Source organism: Achromobacter sp., assembly GCF_057314935.1.
In genome coordinates this window covers 44177-62608 of record NZ_DBHKZA010000008.1, presented here as the reverse complement: position 1 = coordinate 62608, position 18432 = coordinate 44177, and the positions used below count along the sequence as shown (strand labels likewise).

General features: G+C 67.5%; 18 protein-coding genes and 1 riboswitch. Of the genes, 11 read left to right on the top strand and 7 right to left on the bottom strand.

Annotated elements, in window-relative coordinates:
- Positions 1–8 precede the first annotated feature (8 nt).
- From urtB to ACO6D5_RS04700, 9 genes are all read left to right on the top strand, one after another.
- Complete coding sequence (gene urtB / locus ACO6D5_RS04740) at positions 9–1640, top strand: urea ABC transporter permease subunit UrtB (RefSeq protein ID WP_485824738.1); 1632 nt, start codon at positions 9–11, stop codon at positions 1638–1640.
- Entirely contained in the window at positions 1637–2764 is a 1128-nt protein-coding gene (gene urtC, locus ACO6D5_RS04735) for an urea ABC transporter permease subunit UrtC (protein ID WP_485824737.1), read from the top strand. Before urtB ends, urtC begins: the two co-directional genes overlap by 4 nt.
- Positions 2761–3600, top strand: coding sequence for an urea ABC transporter ATP-binding protein UrtD (urtD, locus tag ACO6D5_RS04730; protein WP_315845137.1), 840 nt, complete (start codon positions 2761–2763; stop codon positions 3598–3600). The genes urtC and urtD overlap by 4 nt, the downstream gene beginning before the upstream one ends.
- Position 3601: 1 nt before the next feature.
- A complete protein-coding gene (urtE, locus tag ACO6D5_RS04725; protein ID WP_485824736.1) occupies positions 3602–4300 on the top strand; it encodes an urea ABC transporter ATP-binding subunit UrtE in 699 nt (232 codons plus the stop codon).
- 76 nt (positions 4301–4376) lie between these two features.
- Entirely contained in the window at positions 4377–4790 is a 414-nt protein-coding gene (locus ACO6D5_RS04720; RefSeq protein WP_485824735.1) for a DUF2946 domain-containing protein, read from the top strand.
- 198 nt (positions 4791–4988) lie between these two features.
- Positions 4989–7190: a TonB-dependent receptor gene (locus tag ACO6D5_RS04715; protein ID WP_485824734.1), complete on the top strand. Its 2202-nt coding sequence runs from the start codon at positions 4989–4991 to the stop codon at positions 7188–7190.
- Positions 7191–7210: 20 nt separating this feature from the next.
- Positions 7211–8749 (top strand): PepSY domain-containing protein, encoded by a 1539-nt coding sequence (locus ACO6D5_RS04710; RefSeq protein WP_485824733.1) that lies wholly within the window; start codon positions 7211–7213, stop codon positions 8747–8749.
- A gap of 64 nt (positions 8750–8813) precedes the next feature.
- On the top strand, positions 8814–9242 hold the full coding sequence (gene arsC, locus ACO6D5_RS04705) for an arsenate reductase (glutaredoxin) (protein ID WP_485824732.1): 429 nt from the start codon (positions 8814–8816) through the stop codon (positions 9240–9242).
- A 90-nt stretch (positions 9243–9332) separates the two neighbouring features.
- Complete coding sequence (locus ACO6D5_RS04700) at positions 9333–9938, top strand: phosphatase PAP2 family protein (RefSeq protein ID WP_315845132.1); 606 nt, start codon at positions 9333–9335, stop codon at positions 9936–9938.
- Positions 9939–9998: 60 nt separating this feature from the next.
- On the opposite strand, the gene ACO6D5_RS04695 is transcribed toward ACO6D5_RS04700, so the two are convergent.
- The 3 genes from ACO6D5_RS04695 to ogt form a co-directional block, all read right to left on the bottom strand.
- On the bottom strand, positions 9999–10982 hold the full coding sequence (locus ACO6D5_RS04695; RefSeq protein ID WP_485824731.1) for a Bug family tripartite tricarboxylate transporter substrate binding protein: 984 nt from the start codon (positions 10980–10982) through the stop codon (positions 9999–10001).
- 102 nt (positions 10983–11084) lie between these two features.
- Positions 11085–12170 (bottom strand): tartrate dehydrogenase, encoded by a 1086-nt coding sequence (locus tag ACO6D5_RS04690; protein WP_485824730.1) that lies wholly within the window; start codon positions 12168–12170, stop codon positions 11085–11087.
- 109 nt (positions 12171–12279) lie between these two features.
- Positions 12280–12804 (bottom strand): methylated-DNA--[protein]-cysteine S-methyltransferase, encoded by a 525-nt coding sequence (gene ogt, locus ACO6D5_RS04685; RefSeq protein ID WP_315845129.1) that lies wholly within the window; start codon positions 12802–12804, stop codon positions 12280–12282.
- Positions 12805–12949: 145 nt separating this feature from the next.
- On the opposite strand from ogt, the gene ACO6D5_RS04680 reads away from it, so the two are divergent.
- The gene (locus tag ACO6D5_RS04680; RefSeq protein WP_315845128.1) at positions 12950–14395 is read left to right on the top strand and encodes an AlkA N-terminal domain-containing protein; all 1446 of its coding nucleotides are present in this window, start codon (positions 12950–12952) and stop codon (positions 14393–14395) included.
- A gap of 19 nt (positions 14396–14414) precedes the next feature.
- Here ACO6D5_RS04680 and ACO6D5_RS04675 read toward each other — a convergent pair whose 3' ends face one another.
- Together ACO6D5_RS04675 and ACO6D5_RS04670 are read right to left on the bottom strand one after the other, a co-directional pair.
- Positions 14415–15515 (bottom strand): extracellular catalytic domain type 1 short-chain-length polyhydroxyalkanoate depolymerase, encoded by a 1101-nt coding sequence (locus ACO6D5_RS04675; RefSeq protein ID WP_485824729.1) that lies wholly within the window; start codon positions 15513–15515, stop codon positions 14415–14417.
- Between the two features lie 28 nt (positions 15516–15543).
- Positions 15544–15966, bottom strand: a complete 423-nt coding sequence (locus tag ACO6D5_RS04670; protein ID WP_485824728.1) for a CopG family transcriptional regulator — start codon at positions 15964–15966, stop codon at positions 15544–15546.
- A gap of 160 nt (positions 15967–16126) precedes the next feature.
- Positions 16127–16299, top strand: a riboswitch (yybP-ykoY riboswitch).
- Between the two features lie 10 nt (positions 16300–16309).
- Here ACO6D5_RS04670 and mntP point away from each other — a divergent pair.
- Positions 16310–16885 (top strand): manganese efflux pump MntP, encoded by a 576-nt coding sequence (gene mntP, locus ACO6D5_RS04665; RefSeq protein WP_485824727.1) that lies wholly within the window; start codon positions 16310–16312, stop codon positions 16883–16885.
- A 121-nt stretch (positions 16886–17006) separates the two neighbouring features.
- On the opposite strand, the gene ACO6D5_RS04660 is transcribed toward mntP, so the two are convergent.
- Both ACO6D5_RS04660 and ACO6D5_RS04655 read right to left on the bottom strand, forming a co-directional pair.
- Positions 17007–17912: a LysR family transcriptional regulator gene (locus ACO6D5_RS04660; RefSeq protein ID WP_006222632.1), complete on the bottom strand. Its 906-nt coding sequence runs from the start codon at positions 17910–17912 to the stop codon at positions 17007–17009.
- A 12-nt stretch (positions 17913–17924) separates the two neighbouring features.
- A complete protein-coding gene (locus ACO6D5_RS04655; RefSeq protein ID WP_006222631.1) occupies positions 17925–18407 on the bottom strand; it encodes a YajQ family cyclic di-GMP-binding protein in 483 nt (160 codons plus the stop codon).
- Positions 18408–18432: the final 25 nt, after the last annotated feature.

Sequence of the window (18432 nt, the reverse complement as noted above, 5' to 3'; positions counted from 1 at the left end):
TAGCAGCCATGCTCATCGCGGCAATCACACGCTTCTTGCGTCGATCCCTTCTTGCATGGCTGCTAGCCATGCCGCTGCTGGCCGCTCCCGCGGCCGCGGCCGGCGTGGATCCCGCCCTGCTTGCGCCGCTGACCGGCGACGACACCGACGCCAAGCTGCAGGCGATTGCCGCGTTGGGCCAGCTGCCCGAGCCCGGCGCGGCAGCGGTCCTGCAGGCCCTGGGCAACGACCAGCTGTATGCGACGGGCGACGGCCGCGTGCTGATCGGCGCGGGCGGCACGCGCGCCACCGATCCCGCGACCGGCGCGGCCGTCGACCTGCCCGCTGGCGCCAGTACCGTCACCATCAACAACCGCCTGCGCCGCGCCATCGAGGCCGCGCTGGCGGGCTCCCGCCTGTTTTCCGACAAGCCCAATGAACGCCTGGACGCCGCCCGACGCCTGCAGCAGACCGGCGACCCCGCCCGCCTGCCCATGCTGGAAAAGGCGCTGGCGTCCGAAAAGAACGAGGCTGTCCGCGACGCGCTGCTGATCGCGCAGGCCAATCTGGAATTGAAGAGCACCGACCCGGCCAAGCGGCGCCATGCCGTGGATTTGCTGGGCGCCACCCGCAACGCTGCCTTCCGCCCCACGCTTGCCGCGCTGACGCAGGAACAAGGCGGCGTATACGCCGAACCCGATGCCGGCGTGCGCGAGGCGGCCGCCAATGCATTGAAGCAAATCGACCGTCACCTGGCCACCATCGAATGGGCGGGCAATCTTTTCTACGGCATCAGCCTGGGCAGCGTGCTGCTGCTGGCCGCGTTGGGGCTGGCCATCACCTTCGGCCTGATGGGCGTCATCAACATGGCGCACGGCGAACTGCTGATGATCGGCGCCTACGTGACGTATGTGGTGCAGACGCTGTTCCGCGCCTGGCTTCCGGGCTGGCTGGACTGGTATGTGGTGGCGGCGCTGCCGCTGGCCTTCGTCGTGACGGCGCTGGTCGGCATGGCGCTGGAACGCACCGTCATCCGCTGGCTGTATGGCCGCCCGCTGGAAACGCTGCTGGCCACCTGGGGCATCAGCCTGATGTTGATGCAGGGCGTGCGCACGCTGTTCGGCGCGCAGAACGTGGAAGTCGGCAACCCCAGCTGGATGTCGGGCGGTATCACGGTGCTGGGCGGCCTGGTGCTGACCTACAACCGGCTGGTGATCATCGGCTTCGCGTTCTTCGTCGTGTTCCTGGTGTGGGTGCTGTTGAACCACACGCGGCTGGGTCTTTTCGTGCGGGCCATCACGCAGAACCGGCGCATGGCCGACTGCGTGGGCGTGCCCACCGGACGCGTGGACATGCTGGCCTTCGGGCTGGGGTCGGGCATCGCGGGATTGGCGGGCGTGGCCCTGTCGCAGCTGGGCAATGTGGGCCCCGACCTGGGCCGCGGCTACATCGTCGATTCCTTCATGGTGGTGGTGCTGGGCGGCGTGGGCCAGTTGGCCGGCACCGTCATCGCCGCGATGGGCCTGGGCGGCGTCAACAAATTCCTGGAGCCCTACGCGGGCGCCGTCATGGCCAAGATCACCATCCTGGTGCTCATCGTGCTGTTTGTCCAAAAACGGCCGCAAGGCCTGTTCGCCCCCCGCGGCCGGAGCGTTGAATGAAACAGACCGCCCTGACCGATCTGAACCTGCTGGCCCGGCGCCCCCTGTTCTCGGGCCGTGTCTGGACGACGCTGGCCGTGGCCATCGCCCTGCTTGCGCTGCTGCCCCTCTTGAACCTCGCGTTCCCGCCGGGCCATGCGCTGCACGTGTCGGCCTATGCCGTGGCGCTGCTGGGCAAGTTCATGTGCTACGCGATGGCCGCGCTGGCACTGGACCTGGTGTGGGGCTACGCCGGCATCCTGTCGCTGGGCCACGGCCTGTTCTTCGCGCTGGGCGGCTACGCGCACGGCATGTACCTGATGCGCGCGATCGGCCGCGACGGCGTCTACCAGAGCAACCTGCCCGACTTCATGGTGTTCCTGGACTGGAAAAGCTACCCCTGGTACTGGTCCTTCACCGAGCACTTCTGGTACGCCATGCTGCTGGTCGTGCTGGTGCCGGGCGTGCTGGCGTTCGTCTTCGGCTACTTCGCCTTCCGCTCGCGCATCAAGGGCGTGTACTTCTCGATCATCACGCAGGCGCTGACGTTCGCCGCCATGCTGCTGTTCTTCCGTAACGACACGGGCTTCGGCGGCAACAACGGCTTTACCGACTTCAAGCGCATCCTGGGCTTCGACATCACGGCGCCGGGCACGCGCGCCGCCCTGTACTGGATCACGCTGGCGGCGCTGGCCGGCGCGTTGATCGTGGCGCGCATGGTCACGCAATCGAAACTGGGCCGCGTGCTGACCGCCGTGCGCGACGCCGAGAGCCGGCTGCGGTTCATCGGCTACGACCCGCTGGGATTCAAGCTTTTCGTATGGACCTTGTCGGCCGTGCTGTGCGGCATCGCGGGCGCCTTGTACGTGCCGCAGGTAGGCATCATCAACCCCAGCGAGATGTCCACCGAGACCTCCATCGAAATGGTGATCTGGGTGGCCACCGGCGGGCGCGGCACCTTGATCGGCCCCATCATCGGCGCGGGCGCGGTCAATGGCTTGAAGACCTGGTTCACCAGCGTGCTGCCCGAATACTGGCTATATGCGCTGGGCCTGATCTTCGTGCTGGTGACGCTGTTCCTGCCCACCGGCATCGTCGGCCTGGCCCGCCGCGTGGCGGCCCGCTTCCAGGAGAACAAGGCATGACCAGCACGCACACCGAATCCGCCATGCTGGACGGCGGCCCCAGTGGCGACGCCGGCTACGGCCGCGTCAGCCCCAAAGGCCTGGACACCAGCCACGGCGCCATCCTGTATCTGGAGGGCATCACCGTCAGCTTCGACGGCTTCAAGGCGCTGAACGACCTGACGCTGGATATCGGCGTGGGCGAGCTGCGCTGCATCATCGGCCCCAACGGCGCGGGCAAGACCACGATGATGGACGTCATCACCGGCAAGACCCGGCCCACGGCGGGCACCGCCTTCTTCGGCCAGAGCATCGACCTTGCGACCTTGAACGAGGCGCAGATCGCGCACGCCGGCATCGGCCGCAAGTTCCAGCGCCCGACCGTGTTCGAACAGCACACCGTCTTCGAAAACCTGGAACTGGCGATGAAGACCGACAAGCGCGTGCGTCCCACGCTGTTCTCGCGCCTGACCGGCGAACAGGCCGACAAGATCGGCGAGACGCTGGACCTGATCCGGCTGCGGCCCGAGGTGTGGCGGCCCGCCGGCCTGCTGTCGCATGGCCAGAAGCAGTGGCTGGAGATCGGCATGCTGCTGATGCAGGAACCCCAGTTGCTGCTGCTGGACGAGCCCGTGGCGGGCATGACCGACGCCGAGACCGAACGCACGGGCGAACTGCTGAACGAATTGCGCGGACGGCATTCGCTGATGGTGGTCGAACACGATATGGATTTCGTCAACCAGATCGCGGGCGACGGCAAAGTGACGGTGCTGCATGAAGGCTCGGTCCTGGCCGAAGGGCCGATGAGCAAGGTGCAGGCCGACCCGCGCGTGATCGAAGTCTATCTGGGGCGCTGAGATGCTGGACGTAAGCACGATCAACCAATACTACGGCGGCAGCCATACGCTGCGCGGCGTATCGCTGTCGGTCGCCCAAGGCGAATGCCTGGCGTTGCTGGGCCGCAATGGCGTGGGCAAGACCACGCTGCTGAAATGCGTGATGGGCGTGCTGCCGGTCGCCAGCGGCAACATCATGTTCGACGGCGCAGACATCACCCGCCTGGCGCCGCACCAGCGCGCCGCGCGCGGCATCGCCTATGTGCCGCAAGGCCGCGACATCTTCGCCCGGCTGACCGTGGAAGAGAACATCCTGATGGGCATGGCGACCCAGCCGGCGTCACGGGCGCGCCGCATCAAGGACGAAGTATTCGAGCTCTTCCCCGTGCTGAAAAGCATGCTGTCGCGCCGCGGCGGCGACCTGTCTGGCGGGCAGCAGCAACAGCTGGCGATCGCGCGGGCGCTGGTGGCCGAACCCAAGCTCATCATCCTGGACGAACCCACCGAAGGCATCCAGCCGTCCATCATCAAGGACATCGCCCGGGTGATCCACATGCTGCGCCAACGGGGCGACATCGCCATCCTGCTGTGCGAGCAATACTTCGATTTCGCCCGCGAACTGGCGGACCAGTTCGTCGTCCTGTCACGCGGTGAAGTGGTGGCAAGCGGCGACCGCAGCGCCATCGACGGCGAGGACGTGCGGCGGCACCTGTCGGTCTGAGCCTGCGGCGAAATGCCGCAGGCGGGCCGGGATATCGCGTGCGGACCACCGATCTGCTCCGATATAATCCGGCTCCATGTGCTTCGCTTCCTTCCTGACCCGCCCCACCTTGTGGATCGCGCTTGCCGCGATCCTGTGGGCGTCGTTGGCGCCGTCGCTTGCCCATGCCTTGAGCCTGTCCTCAGGCGGCCACCACGCCCACCGCATCAGCGTCGACTACTGCGCCAGCGAAGGCGAAGCGCCGTCCACCCTGACGCTGGAAGTGCAGCACGACGGCAGCGACGACACGCAGGCCGACGCCCATGGCGACGGCCACCATTGCCCGCTTTGCCGCAACCCTCAGGCCGACGTGGGCATCCTGCCCGCCCCCGTGCCCGTGGTGCCCGCCCCCGTTGGCCGCGCCATCACCTACCCGCCGCTGTTCTTCCTGGCGGCCAATCCCCTTCATGCCTGGAGCGCGGCCCAGCCGCGCGCACCGCCCGCGAACTGAGTCGGCGCCGCACTGCCGCCTGATGGCGGCGTCTGTCCGCGTCTGTCCGCCTTCGCCGCCGGCACGTTGCGGCCGCGCACTTTGCGCGCCCGCTCGCGTGCCGTCACCCAGACCCTTGCGACCTGCCTTGTGATCCGCCGTGCCCCGCCTGTCCCAGGCGGCGTACCGGGCGCCTTGGCCGGTCCCCCGGTTCCAGACATGAAAAAGACCACTCGCTACACCCTGCTGCTCGGCGCGCTTGCCAGCGGCTCTGCCCAGGCCCTGACCACCGAACCTGCCGTGGAAACGCTGGCCCCCACCACCGTCTACGGCGCCGGCCAAGCCGAACCTGCCCCCAACGGCCCGATCGACCTGGACGCCCGCGACAGCACCGGCAGCCGCCTGGGGCTCACCCTGCGCGAAACGCCGGCCAGCGTCACGGTGATCTCGCGCGAGCAGATCGACGCGCGCGGATCGCTGAACACCCAGGACATCGCGCGCGGCATCCCCGGCGTGGACAACGCGTCGCCCCCCGGCAACGCCGGCGCCGTCAGCTACCGGGGCTTTTCCGGCGGCCAGGTCACACAGTTGTTCAACGGCATCTCGGTGCAGTACGACTCGGTCGCCGGGCGTCCGGTCGACAGCTGGATCTACGATCGCGTCGAAGCCATCGGCGGCCCCTCGACCTTCCTGTTCGGCGCGGGCGCGGTCGGCGGCGCAATCAACTACGTGACCAAGCTGCCCCAGCGCGACACCTTCTACGACGGCCAGTTCCGGCTGGGCTCGTTCGACAGCCGGCAACTTTCCGTGGGCTTGAACCAGCAACTGGCTGGCGACCCCGGTGGCCGCGGCCATTACCTGCGCATCGACGCCAACACCGGGTCGAGCCACGGCTGGGTCGACGGCAACCATTCCCGCGCCAGCCAGATCGCGGCCTCGCTGCTGTCCGACTTGGGCGACGACGTGACCCAGACCTTCGCCTTCGAGTACCAGCGCGAACAGGTCGACCGCCCCTACTGGGGCACGCCGCTGAAAACCGGCGCCGGCGGCGCGGTGCAAGGCGCAGGGCGCATCCTGGACGGCACGCGGTTCAAGAACTACAACGTGAACGACGGCCTGTACGAGCAGTCCGTGCTGTGGGCGCGATCCATGACCGAATGGCGCGCCGGCTCGAACCTGACGCTCAAGAATACGCTGTACTACTACCGCGCCGAGCGCGATTTCCGCAATCTGGAGAACTATCGCTTCAATGCCGGCAACAGCCTGGTGCTGCGGTCCGGCGCGCTATTGCAGCGCCACGAACAGAGCCTGGTGGGCAACCGCGTGGAAGGCGTGCTTCGATCGACGCTTGCCGGCCTGCCCAGCGACTGGTCGTTCGGCGCTGACATCAGCCAGAACAAGATTACCCGCTATCCCACCAGCCTGCCCGGCCAGGTGGACGCCGTGGATCCGTACGACTTTTCGCCCGGGGATTTCTACGACATCCCCGGCATGACGCGTGGCCACCGCGCCGACCGCGACAACCGCATCCGCACGGTCGCGCTGACGCTGGAGAACCGCAGCGAAGTGCTGCCCGGCGTGGCGATCGTGTCGGCCCTGCGCAAGGACTTCATCGACCTGGACCTGACCAACCGCCGCGCCGTCACGGCAGCTTCCCCCGCCAGCGCGTCGCGCCGCTACTCGCCCCTGACCGGACGCCTGGGCGTGAACTGGGAGGTCACCCCCGAGGCCTCGCTGTACGCGCAGTACGCCACGGCGGCGGATCCCCCGTCCGGCCTGTTGGCCACGGCGTCGTTCGCCGACGTGTTGAACAACGACAAGCTCACCACCGGCACGCAAGCCGAAGTGGGCGGCAAGTTCAACTTCTGGGACGGCCGCGGTTCCGCCACCGTGTCGGTCTATGAGATCAAGCGCAAGAACATGGCCACGTCCGACCCGGACAACCCCGGCGTCAGCGTGCCCGTCGGCGCGCAATCGGCGCGCGGCATCGAATTGGCCGGCGGCCTGCAGTTGACGGCCACGCTGTCCCTGCAGGGCAACGTCGCCTTCGTGGATCCGAAGTACGACGATTTCTCGCAATCGGTGGGCGGCGTCGCGGTCTCGCGCAATGGCAATGTGCCGACCAACACGCCCCGCCGCCTGGCCAACGTGTGGCTGGACTACGCCTTCGTGCCCGACTGGAACGCCAGCCTGGCGGCGCGCTACGTGGGCCGCACCTACGCGGACGCCGCCAACACGGTCTGGGCGCCGTCCTACACCGTGTTCGACGCGGCGCTGTCGCACCGGATCAACCGCAACCTGAACGTGACGGCGCGCGTGCGCAACCTGACCGACAAGGTCTACGCCGCCAACGCGACGCCGACGATGTTCTACCTGGGCGCGCCGCGCTCGGTGGAACTGACGGTACAGGCCCGCTTCTGACCGCCCCACATCCAGATGCCATGAGCGCCACCTCGACCAGATCGCCCGCCCGTCCGGCCGGGCCGCCGCTATCCACCCGCGCCAAGCGCTGGCTGTACCTGATCCACCGCTGGGCCGGCATCGTGCTGTGCCTGTTCTTCGCCATGTGGTTCGTCAGCGGCGTGGTGATGATGTACGTGGGCTATCCCAAGCTGACGCCGCAGGAACGCCTGACGCACCTGGCGCCGCTGGATGGCGCCGCCATCGCCGTCACGCCTGCCCAGGCGCTGGCGGCGGCCGGCGCCGACGTCCGCAACGCCTCCGGCCTGAGCCTGGCCGCCACCCGTGGCGGCGTGCCGGTCTACGCCGTCGCCGGCGGCATGCGCGACGCGCCCCGGATCGTGGATGCCGCCACGGGCAGCCTGCTGCCGCCGGCCGATGCCGAGGTCGCGCTAGCCACCGCCCGCGCCTGGTTCGACGGCCAGTACGCTGCGCACTACCACGGCACGGTGGTGGAAGACGTGTACACGCATTCCGGCGCCCTCAAGCCGCACCGGCCGCTGCATCATGTGGACATGGACGACCCGCAACGGACGCGGCTCTATATCTCGTCGGCGACAGGCGCCGTGGTGCTGGACGCCACGTTCAACGAACGCGCCTGGAACTATGCAGGCGCGTGGATCCACTGGCTATATCCGTTTCGCGGCAATGCGCTGGACCCCTGGTGGCACGACATCGTGGTGTGGCTGTCGGTGGCGGGGGTGGCGGTGGCGCTGACGGGCACGGTGGTGGGCATCCTGCGTTGGCGGTTTTCGCGGCCCTACGCCAGCGGCAGCCGCTCGCCCTACCGCGAAAGCATGATGCGCTGGCATCACCTCAGCGGCTTGCTGTTCGCCGTCATCACCATCACCTGGATCTTCAGCGGGCTGATGTCGATGAATCCGTGGAAGCTCTTCACCAGCACGGCCGCGCCGTGGGACCGCGCGGCGTATGCCGGCAGGGTGTCGGACGCACCGCTGGCCTCGCCCGAAGCCTTGATCGCCGCCTTACCCGCCGCGCCGCGCGAACTCAGCTGGACGCGCGCGGCCGGGCAGGACGTGGTGCTGGCGCGCGGCCCGGCGGGTGCGCCGCAAGTGCTGTCCGCCACCCTGGCAACGCCGTATGCCTTCACCCAGGCCGACTTGCGCCAGGCGGCCGCGCGATTGCTGCCGGGCGCGGCCCTGCGCGACGTGCAGGTGTTGAACGCCTATGACCTCTATTACTACGCGCGTGACGAGCATGCCATGCTGGGCCACATCGAAAAGCCCCTGCCCGTCTGGCGTCTGGTCTACGACAATCCGCAAGCCACTTGGGTCTACCTGGATCCGCACACCGGCCAGATCCAGGGCCGCCAGGACCGCAGCAACCGCGCAAGCCGCTGGCTGTTCGCCTTCCTGCATAGCTGGGACTGGACGGGCCTGCTGGCGCGCCGCCCGCTGTGGGATGCGCTGCTGATCTTCCTGAGCCTGGGCGGCGCCGCGCTGAGCCTGTCGGGCGTCGTCATCGGCTGGCGCCGGCTGGGGAGGAAGCTGCGCGCCTGAAGGCGCGCAGCGGATGCACTATGCTCACCGTCTTGCAGACGAAACACCGCACCAAGGAGCCCCCATGTCCGACGTAACCATCTATCACAACCCCAAATGCGGCACGTCCCGCAATACGCTGGCCATGATCCGCAACGCCGGGATTGAGCCGCAGGTGGTGCTGTACCTGGAAACGCCGCCGTCGCGCGCCGCGCTGAAGGCCCTGTTCAAGCAGGCCGGCATCAGCGTGCGCGACGCGCTGCGCGAAAAGGGCACGCCCTACCTGGAGCTGGGCCTGGACGACGTGTCCTTGCCGGATGACGCCCTGCTGGACGCCATCGAGCAACACCCGATCCTGCTGACCCGTCCCTTCGTGGCCACGCCGCTGGGCGCGCGCCTGTGCCGCCCCAGCGAACTGGTGCTGGATATCCTGCCGGCGCCCCAGCAAGGCGCATTCACGAAGGAAGACGGCGAGCTCGTCATCAACGCCGACGGCAAACGCATCCAGAAGTAAAAGCGCGCACGCTGGCGCATTTTGTAAGCAGACTGACGGGAAACCTCTTTACCATCGCGGCTATTGATTATTACGCCGCGATGACGTGTCATGAATTTCCTGGAAGGCCTGAACCAGTCCCTTTTTCTTCTGATCAATGCCGACCCGGCCACCCCGGTGTGGCGAATCCATGCCGCCATGCTGGTGGCCAACCAGCTCATCCTGCTGGTGCCGGGCGCGCTGGCCGCCCTGTGGCTATGGGGCGGCGAGGCGCAACGCAGCCTGGCGCTGAAGGTGCTGGCGAGCATCGCCGTGGCGCTGTTCGCCAGCTACGTCTGCGGCGCGCTGTGGCCGCATCCGCGCCCCTTCGCCATCGGCCTGGGGCAGGCTTTCTTCCCGCACAAGGCGACGTCGTCGTTCCCCAGCAACCACACCATCATCATCGCCACCTTCGCGTGCGCGCTGATCTTCGACCGGCGGTGGGCGGGATGGGGCTGGGCAACGCTGGTGGCCGCCGCCGTGGTCGGCACTTCGCGCGTGTACCTGGGCGTGCACTTCCCGTTGGATATCGCAGGCGGCCTGATCCTGGCGCCGCTTGCGGCCGGCGCGGCCGCCCCGGTATGGAACCGCGTTGGCGCGCCGCTCACGCGCATCGTGCAGGGCATCTACCGCAAGCTGCTGGCCTTGCCGATCGCGCGGGGCTGGATCCGCGCGTAACAGCTGGCGGGCGGCGTCTGGCCGCCGCACGCCTTGCCGGCTATCACTTGCCGGCCGCGCTCAGTTAATGGCGACCTTCGCGTCCTTGACCAGTTTGGCGTAGTTCTCGGTGTCGGCGCCGATGCGGGCCCGCATCTGCGCCGGCGTATCACCGATGGGCACCGCGCCGATCTCGGCCATGCGGCGCGAGAAATCCGGCGATTGGATGATGGCCACCATCTCGGCGTTCAGTGTCGTGACGATCTCTTTCGGCACCGCGGCCGGGGCCAGCACGCCAAACCAGGTCCCCATGTTGAACGGTTTCAGCCCCGCCTCTTCCATCGTGGGCACGTCGGGCAAGGCGGCCGACCGCTGATTGGTCGTCACGGCCAGCGCGCGCAGCTTGCCGCTCTGGATATGCGCCAACACCGGCGTGATGGTGTCGAACGACATGTCGATCTGGCCGCCCAGCAGGTCGGTCGTCAACGGGCCGCTGCCCTTGTAGGGCACGTGCAGCAACTGCACGTGGCCGGCGTGCTCGAACTGCGCGCCGATCAGGTGCTGGCCGGTGCCCATGCCGTTGGACCCGTAGGTCAGTTTGCCCGGCGCCGCCCGCGCCAAAGTCAGCAGCCCCTGCACGTCCTTGGCGTCCACCTTGGGATTGACCACCAGCACATTGGGCACCAGCGCCACCGTCGTGACCGGCGCGAAATCCTTCTGGAAATCGTAGTGCAGGCTCTTGTAGACGCTAGTGGCGATGGTGTGGTGCACGGCGCCCATCAGCAGCGTGTAGCCGTCCGGCGCCGCTTTGGCCACATAGTCCGCGCCCAGGGTCGACCCCGCGCCCGGCTTGTTTTCCACCACTACCGGCTGGCCCAGGCGCTTGGCCAGTTCCTGCCCCAGCGCGCGCGCCAGCACGTCGGTCGTGCCGCCGGCCGGGAATGGCACGATCAGGTTCACCGGCCGCGCGGGATACGTCTGCGCCGCCGCAACGCCGCCCGCCAGCGGCAGGCTCAACAGGCATGCGAACGCCAGGGCGCGCGCGCGTAAGGCTTGCTTGGACATGCTTGTCTCCTTGGGATACGAATGGACTTCGCTTCTTTTTGTATTGCCGGAAGCCGCCCCGGGTCTGTCGCCCAGGATCGGGTTTCCGGGTAATGCGTGTGCCTACGCCGCGCGGGCCTGCCCGTCCGCGGCCAACCGGGCGCAGACTGCAGCCGTCACCTGCTCCGTCGTGGCCTGCCCGCCCAGGTCGCGGGTATGCAAGGCCGGATTCGCCGTCACGCTTTCGATGGCCTGCATCAGCCGCGCGGCCGCGTCGGTTTCGCCCAGATGCTCCAGCAGCATCACCACCGACCAGAACGTGCCCACCGGATTCGCCAGGCCCTTGCCCATGATGTCGAAGGCCGACCCGTGGATCGGTTCGAACATGGACGGATAGCGGCGCTCCGGATCGATGTTGCCGGTGGGTGCGATGCCCAGGCTGCCGGCCAGCGCCGCCGCCAGGTCGCTCAGGATGTCGGCATGCAGGTTGGTGGCGACGATGGTGTCCAGCGACGCCGGACGGTTGACCATGCGCGCGGTGGTGGCATCGACCAATTCCTTGTCCCACGTCACATCCGGGAACTCGCGGCTGACCTCCAGCGCGATCTCGTCCCACATCACCATGGCGTGGCGTTGCGCGTTCGATTTCGTGACGACGGTCAACAGCTTGCGCGGGCGCGACTGCGCCAGCTTGAACGCAAAGCGCAGGATGCGTTCCACGCCCGCGCGCGTCATGATGGAGACGTCGGTGGCGGCTTCGATGGGATGCCCCTGATGCACGCGGCCGCCCACGCCCGAATACTCGCCTTCGGAGTTCTCGCGCACGATCACCCAGTTCAGCTGCTCTGGCGTGCACCGTTTGAGCGGCGCGTCGATGCCGGGCAGGATGCGCGTGGGGCGCACATTGGCGTACTGGTCAAAGCCCTGGCAGATCTTCAGGCGCAGGCCCCACAGCGTGATGTGGTCGGCGATGTCCGGGTCGCCGGCCGAACCGAAGAGGATCGCGTCCTTGTCGCGCAGCGCATCCAGCCCGTCGGCCGGCATCATCACCCCGTGCTTGCGGTAGTAGTCGCCGCCCCAGTCGAAATCCTGGAACTCGAAACGCAGGCCGTCCTGTTCGGCCAGCGCCTGCAGGATGCGCTGGCCGGCGGGAATCACTTCCTTGCCGATGCCGTCGCCGGGAATGGTTGCGATGCGATAGGTCTTCATGGCCGACAGGGCTCCTTCCGATAAGGGTCTGTCGGCACTTTACTGAGCGCCGGCGCCTCAGACGGCGCCGGAATTCACAACATCTTTAACCTGGAGTTGAAAGTGGCGCTCAGTGCGCGGCATGCCGGGCCTCGTGTTCCAGCAGCCAGCGCTTGCGGTGCAGCCCGCCGCCATAGCCGGTCAGCGAGGCGTTGGCACCGATCACCCGGTGGCAGGGGATCACGATGCCGACCGGATTGGCGCCGTTGGCCAGGCCGACCGCGCGCACCGCGGTGGGCCGTTCGATGCGGCCGGCCAGGCTGCCGTAGCTGACGGTTTGCCCGCCCGCGATGCCACGCAGCGCCTGCCAGACCTGCCGCTGGAAGTCAGTGCCGCCCAGCGCCACGGGCAGATCGTTGATGGCGGCCACCTCGCCGTCGAAGTACGCCTCCAACGCGCGGCGTGCCGCAGAGGGCTGGCCGGCGTCCTGCACCTGCACGGCGTCTTTGCCGTATTGGCGCCGCAGCAGCGTGTGCATGCGGGATTCGTAGTCTTGCCAATCGACGGCCCGCAGTTGCTGCTGCGCATCCGTCAGCACCAGCATCTGGCCCAGCGGGGTGGAGACGCGTTCCAAAGAGAATGTGTGGATCGGCATGGCCGGCTCCCGGTGAAGTCGCAACAAGGCCAATATAGAACCGTGCAAGGCGCGCCGCTGGCGGTTTTCGGACACCAGTGTGATCGTCACAACCATGTCCGAAAACCGCTAGATCCCCGCCCGGGCGCAGCAGTAGTATCGGTTCATGGACCTGAACCACGACACCTGCTATAGCGCCATCCAAGTGCGCGATGCCCGTTACGACGGCCGCTTCTTCACGGCCGTCAAGACGACCGGCATCTACTGTCGACCGGTGTGCCCGGCGCGTACGCCGCTGTCGAAGAACGTCACGTTCTTCTCGACGGCTGCCGCCGCGCAAGAGGCCGGCTTTCACCCTTGCCTGCGCTGCCGGCCCGAGACCGCGCCGGAAATCGGCCCCGGACACGAATTGCCCGACAGCGTGGCGCGCGCCTTGCAATTGATTGAACTGGGCGCGCTGGACGACGACGGGGTGGACACGTTGGCCAGGCGCCTGGGTGTGGGGGAACGCCAATTGCGCCGCCAGTTCCGCCAGCATCTGGGGGCCTCCCCCGTGGCGGTGGCCCAGACGCGCCGCGTGCTGCTGGCCAAGCAGCTCATCCACGAAACTCATTTGCCCATGGCGGAAATCGCCTTCGCCTCGGGTTTCGGCAGCATCCGCCGCTTCAACGAGATTTTCCTGGACCTGTTCGGCCGCGCCCCCGGCGAGCTGCGCCGCTCCGAAAAACCCGAGGTATCCGCCGGCCGGCACGGCGAGATCAAGCTGCTGCTGCGCTATCGCCCGCCCTACGATTGGGACGCCATGCTGGCCTTCCTGCGGCTACGCGCGATTCCGGGAATCGAACACGTGACGCAGGACAGCTACGCGCGCACCATCAGCCTGGACGGCCATCAAGGCACCCTCACCGTACGGCCCGGCACCGGCAATGCCTTGCAGGTCACTGTGCGCTTTCCCCGCCTGCAAGCCCTGCCGACGATCATTGCGCGGGTACGGCGCGTGTTCGATCTGGCCAGCGATCCGGTGGCCATCGCCGCGCAATTCGCCGGTGATCCGGTCATGACTTCGTTGATCCAGGCCCGGCCCGGCCTGCGCGTGCCCGGCGCCTGGGACGGCTTCGAGCTGGCGTTGCGGGCCGTTCTGGGGCAGCAGATCACCGTCGTCGCGGCCATACGCCTGGGCGGCAAGCTGGTGGCGGCGCATGGCGCGCCCATGACCGAACCCGAAGGCGCCCTGACCCACGTCTTTCCGGAGCCTGCGGTCATCGCCGCGGCCGACCTGGCCACGCTGGGCATGCCCCGAAGCCGCGCCGCCACGCTGTCCGCCGTAGGCGCGGCAGCGGTGGCGGACAAGCACCTGTTTGACGCAGGCAGCGGGCTGGACGACGCCGTCGCGCGCCTGCGACGGATCAAAGGCGTGGGGGAATGGACGGCGCAATACATCGCCCTGCGCCAGCTGCGTGAACCCGACGCTTTCCCGTCAGCGGACATCGGCCTGATCCGTGCGCTGGAAAAACTGGAGTCGCGGGCAATCACGCCCGCCCAACTGTTGGCCCGGTCAGAGCAATGGCGGCCGTGGCGCGCCTACGCGGCGCAGCATCTGTGGACGGCGTAGGCGCCCAGGCGGACCGCTGCTACCGCTGGCCGCCCAGCGAACGTTCGAAGAAGAACCGCAGCATCTCGGCCGTGGCATCCGGACCGGATTGGTCCGTATAGGATCCGCTTGCCGACCCGCCGGCCCAGGCATGGCCGGCGCCATGGATTTCCCAGCGTTCGGCGCGGATGTCGCCCGCGGGATTCCGGTACAAGTACCGGGTGCTGTGGCGTTTGCCGCCAGCGCCGGGCATGCGGCAGGTTTCTACCGCCGCGGATGCCCCGACGCTGGCCGCCGCCACGGCCGGGCCATTGCCGGGGTGCACCGTTGCGTCGCGATCCCCGTGAAAGACGATCGTGGGCACCCCGCTCGCGGCCTGCCCCGCCGCATGAATGCCGGCCCCCTTCATGGCGGAAAGCGCGGACGGAAGATCCGACGCCACACCGGCGGCCAACCCCGAATGCACACCCGCGGCGGCGAACAGGTCGGGATAGGCGCCCGCCAGGATGGCGGCCATCGCGCCGCCCGCCGACAAGCCCGCCACGTAGACACGCTGCGGGTCGATCGCATGGGTATCGATGACGGCGCGCGTCATGCCGGCCAATATTTCAGGTTCGCCCCGGCCTCGTTGCTGATGATTGTGCTTGAACCAGTTCCAGCATTTCTGCGGATTGGCCTCGCGCGACTGCACGGGATACAGCACATAGAAGCCCTGCGCCCGCGCGGCCTGGTTCATGGCGGTGCCGGCAGCGAAATCGTCGGCGTCCTGGGTGCAGCCGTGAAGCATGACGACCAGCGGACGGGGTTCAGTGCCCGCGTTGGGCGGCACGTAAAGCTTGTAGCTGCGGTGCCCCCCGGCATTGCGGAAGGATCCCGCGGTGAACGTGTCGCCCGCTGTGGCCGGCTTGTCCGCAGGCGGGGCGACGTCGTCGACCGTAGCCGTTGCCTTTGCCGACCGGGCGGCGGGTTCCGGGATCTCCCAAGCCTCGACATCGATGACGTCGGCATCGTCTTCGCGGGCAGGCGCGGCAGTTGCCCCGCCCCGCAACGCGGCTTGGATGGCGGCGGTCGCGGCGGCGAGATCGCCGGAACGCGTCAGCCGGGTCGCCTGGTTCATGAGTTGCTGGAATTCGGGATGCATGGCGTTACCTTGACGGCTAGGGGAAAAGTCAGCGGATGCGCTGACGCAGGGCGGCCTTGACGGCGGCGCTGGCATGCAACGCGCCCAGGACCGTCACGGATTCGATGGTGGCAAGCGCCAGCTCGGGGGTGACGTCCGGCGCGATGGTCGCCAGCCCCAGCACCCGGATCTGCAGCATTTCCCCCGCGGCCTGAACCGCCAGCAGATCCTGCGAGGTGTAGTGCTGGATGCCCAGAACAAGCGTCTTTCGGCTGACCGCCTGGCGAACGGCCTCGCCATGCGTGGCCAGTTGGTTGCGGATGGCCGTTCGTATCAGGTCGGTGCGGTTCGCGTAGAACCCTTCCTGCACCAGAAGATCGATATGGCCCAAGTCGACATACCCGAGATTGATGGTGATCTTCTCATCGGAGGGCTTGGGGACGGAGGCGAGGGAGGGGGCACGAGGAGGCATGACGGAATATTAAAACCATCCACTTGGATGGCCTATGGATGTTTCAATTTGCCATATCCGGCATCCGGCGGCCGCCTTTTGCCGGTGTACCGTCCCCGCCGGCATTCCCCCACCCGCTCCAGGGACTGTCACACGCCCGACGGCAAGCTCTGCTAGACTGCGTTCTCTCTTTGGGGAGTAGCCGCCTTTCAGCCTGGCCTGAAAGGGCTTACGTCAACATTCTTGGCCCTAGCCGGCCATGGCGTAAGCGGCATTTGCGCTTGGCGAGACCACGGACTTTTCACACGACGCTGGGCGGTGTGGAGGGTCTGTGCCGTTCTCGCCCAGTCGGACCCCTCTCTCCATGAATGCCATCTCCCTCATCGTCCTCGCGTTCGCCATGTCGACGGACGCGTTCGCGGCCGCCATCAGCAAAGGCGCCGCCCTGCACAAGCCCCGCCTGCCGGAAGCCCTGCGCACCGGCGTCATCTTCGGGGTCATCGAAGCCATCACGCCCGTGATCGGCTGGGGGCTCGGATCTGTCGCGGCGAAGTTCGTGGCCGACTGGGACCATTGGATCGCGTTCGGGATGCTCTGTATTCTCGGGGGGCTGATGATCCGCAACGCCTTCAAGGAAGAGGAAGAAGACGCCGCGCCGGTCGTCCGCCATTCCTTCTGGCTCCTGGCCGCGACCGGATTCGCCACCAGCATCGACGCGATGGCCGTGGGCGTCGGCCTGGCGTTCGTCGACGTGAACATCGTGGTGGCCGCCATCGCAATCGGCCTGGCCACCACCTTGATGGTGACGATCGGCGTGATGCTGGGCCGCGCGCTGGGCAGCGTGGCGGGCAAGCGGGCCGAAGTGCTGGGCGGGATCGCGCTGATCGGCATCGGCTCGGTGATCCTGTACGAGCACCTGACGGCGGCGGCCGCAGCGTGACGCTTCAAGGATTTGAGTCTTCCAGGAAATCCAATGCCCGAACCTGGCAGGTGAACATTGAGAGTCGGAATTTACTCCAGCCCGCCGCCTTCCCTCAACATCGCCGATCAGCCTTGGCGCATCACCAGGTACTGTCCGATCCTTTCTGGAAATACGCCACCAGGAAATCCACGAACACGCGGACCTTCGCCGATAGATGGTGCCTTTCCGGAAACACCGCATAGATGTCGGCTTGCGGCAAGGCGTAGTCTTCCAGCACGCGCACCAGCCTGCCGCTGCGCAGGTAGCGGGCCAAGTCCCATTCCGCGCGTTGCAGGATGCCCAGGCCGGCCAGGCCCCAGGTCAGCGTGACTTCACCGTCGTTGCTGCTGAGGTTGCCGCGCACCTTCACGGTTTCGCTGCGGCGGCCCTTCGTGAAGCGCCACAGTCCGTAGGCGGCCTCGTTCTGGCGCAGCACGATGCACTGGTGCCGCGTCAGGTCATGCGGCGTGGCCGGCACGCCGTGCGTCTTCAAGTAGGCGGGGGACGCGCAGACCAGCCGCCGGTTGGGCGCGATCTTGCGGGCGATGAGGCGGGTGTCGGGCAGGTCGCCGAAACGCACCGCGACGTCGAACGCATCCTGCACGAAGTCGGCGGGACTGTCGGTCAGCTGCAGTTGCAGCGATACCTCAGGATATTTTGCGGCGAATTCCGCAATCGCGGGCGCGATGTAGCTGCGGCCGAAACCCAGCGGCGCGTTGACCTTCAACAAGCCGCGCGGGCTGGCCTGACGGCTGGCGATCAGCTCGTCCAGGTCTTCGATTTCGCCCAGGATGCGGCGGGCGCTTTCCAGGTAGACCTCGCCTTCGGCCGTGAGGCTCAGGCGCCGCGTGCTGCGGTTGAACAGGCGCACGCCCAGGCGCGCCTCGATCTGGGCCAGCCGCTTGCTGACCGCGGCCGGCGTGACATCCAATTCCCGCGCGGCGGCCGACATGCCGCCGGCGCGCGCGAGTTCAACGACGAGTTGCAGCTCCGTGGAATGACCCATGAGCCGGCGACATCAATCGCGGAAGTTCTCGAACTGCAGCGGCAGATCGACGTCGGTCTTTTTCAGCAGCGCGATGGCGGTCTGCAGATCGTCGCGCTTTTTGCCGGTGATGCGCAGCTTGTCGCCGTTGATCTGGGATTCCACCTTGAGCTTGGCGTTCTTGATGGCGGCGATCAGCTTCTTGGCCACCGGTTGTTCGATGCCCTGCTTGATCGTGACCTTCTGGCGCGCGCCGCCCAGGTTTTCCAGGGGGTCGGCCACGTCAAGGCAGCGCACGTCGATGCCGCGTGCCGACAAGCGGCCGCGCAGGATGTCGAGCATCTGCTTCAACTGGAACGCGCTGGACGCGACCTGGGTCACGACGAAGCCTTCCAGTTCGAACTTGGCGTCGGTGCCCTTGAAGTCGAAACGGGTGGAAAGTTCGCGGTTCGCCTGGTCGATGGCGTTGGTGAGTTCGTGTTTGTCGACTTCGGAGACGACGTCAAAAGTAGGCATGACACGGGTCCTGTTGAGTGATGAG